This window comes from Desulfobaculum sp., assembly GCF_054921475.1.
Window position 1 is genome coordinate 1 of record NZ_JBUDSW010000209.1, and the last position, 6,767, is coordinate 6,767.

Consider the following 6,767-nt stretch of genomic DNA (forward strand, 5'->3'; position numbering starts at 1 on the left):
AAAGGTGGGGGCCGTACTCGGAAGGCAGGCGCCCTGCTCCACAAAGAAGAAGGGCGCTCCCCGTGTGGGGAGCGCCCTTTTACATGCTGTTATTCAGCGCGCTGGCAGTGCCGGCTAGTTGTGGGAGCCGTAGGAACGGCTTCCACCACGGTCGCGGTCATTGCCGTTGCCGCGGTTGTCATAGCGGCGCTTGCCGCCATTGCCACCGCGGGGACCGCCGCCGTTGCCACGGGGCTTGAAGCCACCGCGGGGGCCACTGCGGCCACCGCCGCCGCGCCCCTGACGGGAGCGGCGCACCAGCGGCGGAGCGCCTGCGGCGAGCTTGCGGAAGGTCCGCTCGATGTTCTCGGCTTCCTTCTCAGGAACCTGGAACACGGCGTGGCGGGCCATGATGCGTACGCCCTGAATAAGGCGTCCGCTGATGCCGGCCTCGCGGGAGACGACGTCCACCAGCTCACGCGGGGACATGCCGTCGGCGCGGCCGCTGGCGCAGAACATTTCGGCGCGGCCGTTGCCGCCGCCAGCCATGGAGCGCTGCGGTGCATCGTCAATCTGACGATAGCGGGACGCGTCGAGGTCGTCGCGGTAGGCCATCTTCAAAACAGCGGCCAAAGCCTTCTTGGGATCGTCGTCGATCTCCAGCAGTTCCTGCGCGAAGGCTTCGAAGGGTTCCAGACCCTGCTGCTGCATGGCAGCCATAACGCCGGACTTCAGGCGGAGCTTGCGGGCGGAGATAACTTCCTCCACGCGGGGCAGGCTCTGCTTTTTAATCTCGCCCGGGGCGTTACGGGTGATAAAGCGCATCTTGCGGAACTCATTGGGGTTGATGATGGTCACAGCGTGACCGGTACGCCCGGCGCGGCCCGTACGACCAATACGGTGCACGTAGGTCTCGGGGTCCTGCGGGATGGCGTAGTTCACCACGTGAGTCAGCTCCTGCACGTCGATACCGCGGGCGGCCACGTCGGTGGCGACCAGCACGGTCACGGTCTGCTTGCGGAACTTGTTGAGCACCTTTTCGCGCTGGGCCTGCGAGGCATCGCCATGCAGGCCTTCGGCGGCGTAGTTGCGCTCCTGCAAGCGTGCGGCCACGTTGTCCACGTCCGCACGGGTGCGGCAGAAGACCAAGCCGTAGAAGCCGTCGTTGGCGTCGATGACGCGGCACAGGGCTTCAAAACGGTCAGACTCCGCCACTTCGTGGAAGATCTGTTCGGTCAGCGGCACGTCGCGCTGTTCGCGCTTGACGGCCACATTCTCGAAATCATTCATGTACCGCTTGGCAATGCGCAGGATGTCCTGCGGCATGGTTGCGGAGAACAGCAGAGTTCTTCTGTCCTCGGACGCAGCGGCCATGACGGTTTCGATGTCGTCGATGAAGCCCATGTTGAGCATCTCGTCAGCTTCATCAAGGACGAGGAAAGAGATGTTGGACAGGTCGAGGCTGCCGCGCTCAATGTGGTCCAGAACGCGTCCGGGCGTGCCGACAACAATGTCAGCGCCGCGGCGCAGACCCTGGAACTGCGGGCCAAATGCCTGTCCGCCGTAAATGGGCAAAACGTTGATACGCTTGTTTCCCTTGAACGACTCGATTTCATCCGCCACCTGGACAGCGAGTTCACGGGTCGGTGCCAGAACCAAAGCCTGAACATGACCTGCGCCCGCCTCAATGGACTCAAGAATGGGAAGACCGAACGCCGCAGTCTTACCCGTGCCGGTCGCTGCCTGACCGACAACGTCACGCTCACCGCTGAGCAATCTGGGGATAACCGCCTCCTGAATGGGGGTCGGTTCGCTGAAACCTTTGCGCGCAAGGGCGTCACAAATACAATCCGAAAGGCCAAGGGCCTTAAAACACTCCATAATACCTTACCTTTTTAGGGAAATACGAGACTCGATGCAGCACGCGCGTCCATTGGGATGGGATGATTGTCTGAGCCATGACCGAAAGGTCAGCTTGCGATGGCGTTCTGCGGCGAGGGAGGCCCTTCCTACCGCAAATAGCTTCAGACAGCAACCCCGGCGCGACATTTGCAAAAATTCTTCGACTTCGCCTTTTTGGCATGGGCACGCGCATACAACATGCTGAATTCACACCACATTGCATACGCAATATCCACCAAAACCGCCGTCCCTTGCACCACCCAGGAGCTTGTGATTGCATGCTCAAGCAGGGGAATCGCCACTCGTGCCACAGGGTTATGCGTCTTTTTTATGCAAAAATAAAAAAAGACGGCCCCCAAAAGCAGGGGCCGCCCTCTTATGATGCCCGTGTTCTGGTACAGACCTAGAACCGTTCGGTCTTTCGCTCCCAGTCCTGAATGGCGGAGGTGTCCTCTATCTCCTCCCAGCCCGTGAACATGGCCGTGATGTGCGCCCATACGGTGTGCCCCGTGGTGGTCATGTACACATGCACGATGAGGAACACGAGCAAGGCAAAGGCAAGCACGGTGTGCACCAGCGCCACCGCCTCAAGGGTCAGCACGCCCTGCACGCCAATGGCCGCCCAGTCGTTGTAAAAGAGGTACAGCAAACCAGAAGCCATCTGCACCGGCAAGAGCAACGCGGACAGGGACAGGTAGGTGATGCGCTGCAAGGGGTTATGCTTGGCGCGGATGGTCTTGGGGACGGGATGCGCCTCGCCGCGGAAGATGCCGATGGCGTAAAAGTGCGCCACTTCCAGCACCTTTTTCGTGGTGGGCACGTACTGCCGCCACTCGCCCGTGGTGATGACCCAAAACACAATAAACGCCCACAGCACCACCCAACTCCACGCACTCAGCACATGGATGTCGTGCGCCTTTTCAAAGCCAAACAGCGTGTACGAGCCGTGCAGTTCAAAGCCCGTCACGCCAAGCAGGATGATGAGCGCGCCCTGCGCCCAGTGCCAAAACCGCTCGAAGCGGGTGTAGAGGTATATCTTGTCCATTCCTTTCATGGCGCTACTCCTTCGGCTCGCCGTTTGCCCACCGCTTGCGGGAGACAAGCCTGATGAAGCCATGGATGCCGACACCCACAAGGCTTGCAAGTGCTGCGGCCCAGCCTATCCAGTCCACGGCCTGATTATGGTCGCGTCCCGGCATATAGAACCCGGCCAGATTGGCCAGACGCCCCTGGCGCGAATGGCACTCGCTACAGGCCAGCGACTGCTCTTTGGGCGCCACCATGTGCGTGGTGGGGAACACCCATTCGGTGTCCACAAAGCCGTACTCGCCGGAGTAGTCCAGCCCCACGTAGTCCATGCCCGCCTGAATGGCCTTGGCCCAGTCAAAGTGCTTCCAGTAGGCGGTGTCGTCCTTTCCGAACAGATGCGGCACCACCATGGTGTTGTGCCCCTTGTCGTAGGGCGTCTTTCCGCGGTGGACCTTAAAGGGCATAATGCGCGAGCGCGGGTCGTCCTTGTCTCCCTCAGGCCATGACAGCTTCACCACGCCGCTGGGGTCGATGGTATCCGTCACGCGCAGGGATTCAATAACGCCGTTGTACCAGTAGTATTCCGGCACCACATTGGTGCCCCACACAAAGCTGCCCTTCTTGGTGACGTACGATGCCTTTCCGAGCGGTCCTTTTTCCGTATAGGGCTTGCCGTCCTTCATCTTGCCCGCCGTGGACCAATCCCACGACATCTTGGTGGGATTCTCCCGCGCAAAGGCCGGGATATGGCAGGACTGACACGCCACCTTGTCCGTATGGTCGTTGGCCTTGTGCCCGGCCTTGTGCGGCGTGGCGCTATGGCACGACTCGCACATAATCTTGGGCAGCAGGTCGTCTTCCAGCAGGCTTTTGCGCTCGGTGGCCGCCGGGTTGGAATAGATGCGCCCGGCAATGTCGTGGAGCGTGGTAGTGTGACAGCGCACACAGGTGAAGTTCTGGCCGTCCACACCCATGTGCACGTCCAGATTCTTGGTGGGTGTAAAGAGGGAGGAATCCAAATCGCCGTGCTTCACCCCATCGCCGCCGCCACCGTAAAAGTGGCAGGTGCCACAGTTTTTGCGGCCCGGACGGCCAACGCTTTGCGAAACGGCCTTGTAGTCCGGCGGATAGAACTGCTTCTTGCCCGCGAACTTTTTGGGCTTCTCCACAGGATAGCCCGCCATGGTGGGAAATTTTTTGTAGGTGCCTGTCTGCTCGTGGCAGACGAGGCAATCGACCTTAACGGGGTCGGAAAAGTCAAAGGACTTGTCCTTCCACCCGTAACCGGCATGACAGGAAGTGCAACGAGCCTCGTTGCTTTGGATGTTCATTCAAAAGTTGTTGATGACAAGTCCGCCCTTGCCGACCTTCAGCGCGGGGTCTTCCAGCGGGTCCAGCCACGTCCAGTGGATGGTCTTGTGGAATTGCACCGCCGCTTCGGTGTGGCAGGTCAGACACGCCGCGGTCACTTCCTCCGGCTTTTGGAAGTCCTGCTTCAGGACCTCATGCTTGGAGTGGTCCGCGGTAATCCACAGCTCCGGCGTTTGCGTGGCCTTGCGGGCCATGGTCCGGCCCGGTGCAGGCGCCGGCGACACTGCCGCCTGCGCCGGGGCAGAAAGCCCCGCCACCATCAGCGCCAGCAGGATGAGCACGCCGCCGCGTGCAAGAGCAGAATGCCTCATGCGTCACCCCCGTAGGTTGCATCTCTCGTCATCCCGGCGGACCGGAACCATCTCCCGGTCCGTCCGGATCACCTCGTCTGCATATGGGGGCGCGCGTCACACCCCCGTCAGGAACAACAGTTGATGCCTTCGGCGTGGCTTATCTGGGACAGCTTAATGGAATCGAGGATGGAATTCATGGCGCTGGTCGCCTCCACCCACACTGCGCGGACGTTGCAGGTTCCTGCACGTTCGCACTTGGCAGCGTCCCCCACGCAATCGGTCAGATTGATGCCGCCTTCCAAAAGGCGCACCACCTCGCCGACGGTAATCTCGTCCGGCGACTTGGTCAGCCTGTGCCCGCCCTTGGGGCCGCGCACGCTGTCCAAATATCCGGCGCTCTTCAGCGGACGGATAAGCTGCTCCAGATACTTCACGGACACTCCAAGCCGTTTGGACATGTCACTCACGGACACGGGCTTGCCGTTGCTGTTCTGGGCAATATCGATCAACATTCTGGTTCCGTAACGACTCCGTGTGGAGAGTTTCATCCTCTATGCTCCCGGCCAAATCTGTTCTGTGGACTCGGCTGTCATCCGTATGAAAACAGCCTTTCCGTTTGCCGGGAACATACCCCTTTCGATAGATTTTTCCAACCTTTTTCCCTACAGACAGTAGGGATTTTAACATGCCGGGTTTGTTGGATTTCGTCGGATACTTCGCTCCCTAATGCGCGCTGCTGCGCGGGCGGACATAGGGCTGCCGCCCGGCAAGGCGCGCGGCCAATGCCCCAAGGCCCAGCCCCATGGCCGCGCCAAGGTGCGTCCAGTCCACCAGCATCACCGTGGTAGGCGAAAAGAACACATCCGGCATATTCTTAAAGACCCGCACAACCCCCGTGCCCACGAGGGTCAGCAAAAACGCGGCGCGCAGTGCGCCCGTCCACGTCAGCCGCCAGCGGCGGGCAAGCACGTAGCGCGTCAGGTGCATGAAGATGAGCACCAACAGCACGGCGCCAAAGGCGTAGTGCATGGCGTGGGTCAGGGCGAAGTCCGCCGTCCAGCCAAGGCCGGGGATGTCCGCAATGTAATAGCGCTTAAAGATGGGCATCTGCGCCAGCCCGGTCACGGCAAGGGCCGCGCAACACAGGATGTAGAGCCGCACTGTCCAGCGTGGAGTCCTGAGCATTACGAATCCCCCTTCTTCATGGCGGCGGCAAAGGTCAGCACGCCAGCGGCAATGCCCACCAGCGGCGACACCACAACGGCGCGGGCAAGGGCCTCATCCTTGGCCATCACGTCCTGCGCGGGGCCAAGGTGCGGGCGGCCCGGCCCGGTCTCCACTGCTTCGGCCAGCGCCTCAAAGGGGACGGGCGACACATACAAGGTATTGGTCCCGCCGTTTTCATGCTCGCCATAAATATACCCGCCGATTTCCTCGGCGCGGGCGTGGGCAAGGGCCAGCATATCATCGCGCGGCCCAATGGTCTGCACCTGCATGGGACATACCTCAATACACGCGGGCACGCCGCCGTCCGCCACGCGGTCGTAGCACCTGTCGCACTTGTACATGACGCCGTTGCCCGCAAAGGCAGGCATCAGGTCCAGATACAGTCCAACGCCGGTCTGGCGCTGGGGGATATGCCACGGACACACGGCCTTGCACTTGGAACCGCCAAGGCAGATGTCGTCGTTGATGCGGACAATGCCGTTTTCCTGCTTCAGGGCCGCGCCCCACGGGCACAGATTGGCACAGGGCGGATTCACGCAGTGCAGGCACCGGCGCGGGATGAAAAGATCCTGTTCCTCGCCATGTACCTCCACCTGCGCGGTCTGGATGTACAGCCAGTTGTAAGGGGTCAGCCTGTCGTCCACGTCGCGCCTGTCCGACCAGTCCTCGGCCTTGACGCGGGCGGGGTACATCGTGGGAAAGGGCTTTTGCGGCTCGGGCTTCTTGGCGGCATTGGCGTCGCGGCAGGCCTCCACACAGGCGCCGCACCCGATGCACTGCGTCAGGTCCAGCACGGTGGCGAGTTCCGGTCGACGCTCTGCGGCTGCGGCGGGGCGGGGAGCGGCGGCTTCCGCCGCCATCAGCCCTGCGCCACCTGCGGCCAAGGTCTTGAAAAAGGTACGCCTGTTCACGTTGTGTTCAACCTCGTCTCTAATCTTGAGACTTTTCTTATTGTCCTGATTTTTG

At 61.3% G+C, this 6,767-nt stretch carries 6 protein-coding genes; all 6 read right to left on the reverse strand.

Going from position 1 to position 6,767, the window contains the following annotated elements:
- Positions 1–114: 114 nt before the first annotated feature.
- The 6 genes from ACY69P_RS12670 to ACY69P_RS12695 all read right to left on the reverse strand — a co-directional run bounded on the left by ACY69P_RS12670 (position 115) and on the right by ACY69P_RS12695 (position 6,661).
- On the reverse strand, positions 115–1,860 hold the full coding sequence (locus ACY69P_RS12670) for a DEAD/DEAH box helicase (protein WP_462327734.1): 1,746 nt from the start codon (positions 1,858–1,860) through the stop codon (positions 115–117).
- A 424-nt stretch (positions 1,861–2,284) separates the two neighbouring features.
- On the reverse strand, positions 2,285–2,935 hold the full coding sequence (locus ACY69P_RS12675; protein ID WP_462327735.1) for a cytochrome b/b6 domain-containing protein: 651 nt from the start codon (positions 2,933–2,935) through the stop codon (positions 2,285–2,287).
- Between the two features lie 4 nt (positions 2,936–2,939).
- Positions 2,940–4,541 (reverse strand): tetrathionate reductase family octaheme c-type cytochrome, encoded by a 1,602-nt coding sequence (locus ACY69P_RS12680; RefSeq protein WP_462327737.1) that lies wholly within the window; start codon positions 4,539–4,541, stop codon positions 2,940–2,942.
- 158 nt (positions 4,542–4,699) lie between these two features.
- The gene (locus ACY69P_RS12685; protein WP_404844291.1) at positions 4,700–5,122 is read right to left on the reverse strand and encodes an RrF2 family transcriptional regulator; all 423 of its coding nucleotides are present in this window, start codon (positions 5,120–5,122) and stop codon (positions 4,700–4,702) included.
- 175 nt (positions 5,123–5,297) lie between these two features.
- A complete protein-coding gene (locus tag ACY69P_RS12690) occupies positions 5,298–5,759 on the reverse strand; it encodes an iron-sulfur cluster-binding protein (RefSeq protein WP_462327736.1) in 462 nt (153 codons plus the stop codon).
- A complete protein-coding gene (locus tag ACY69P_RS12695; RefSeq protein ID WP_462327738.1) occupies positions 5,759–6,661 on the reverse strand; it encodes a 4Fe-4S dicluster domain-containing protein in 903 nt (300 codons plus the stop codon). Before ACY69P_RS12695 ends, ACY69P_RS12690 begins: the two co-directional genes overlap by 1 nt.
- Positions 6,662–6,767: the final 106 nt, after the last annotated feature.

What these genes read in the sequence shown, in the direction of transcription:
- ACY69P_RS12670 (WP_462327734.1), bottom strand. Translation starts at nt 1,860, where the DNA reads ATGGAGTGTTTTAAGGCCCTTGGCCTTTCGGATTGTATTTGTGACGCC.
- ACY69P_RS12675 (WP_462327735.1), bottom strand. Translation starts at nt 2,935, where the DNA reads ATGAAAGGAATGGACAAGATATACCTCTACACCCGCTTCGAGCGGTTT.
- ACY69P_RS12685 (WP_404844291.1), bottom strand. Translation starts at nt 5,122, where the DNA reads ATGAAACTCTCCACACGGAGTCGTTACGGAACCAGAATGTTGATCGAT.
- ACY69P_RS12690 (WP_462327736.1), bottom strand. Translation starts at nt 5,759, where the DNA reads ATGCTCAGGACTCCACGCTGGACAGTGCGGCTCTACATCCTGTGTTGC.
- ACY69P_RS12695 (WP_462327738.1), bottom strand. Translation starts at nt 6,661, where the DNA reads ATGGCGGCGGAAGCCGCCGCTCCCCGCCCCGCCGCAGCCGCAGAGCGT.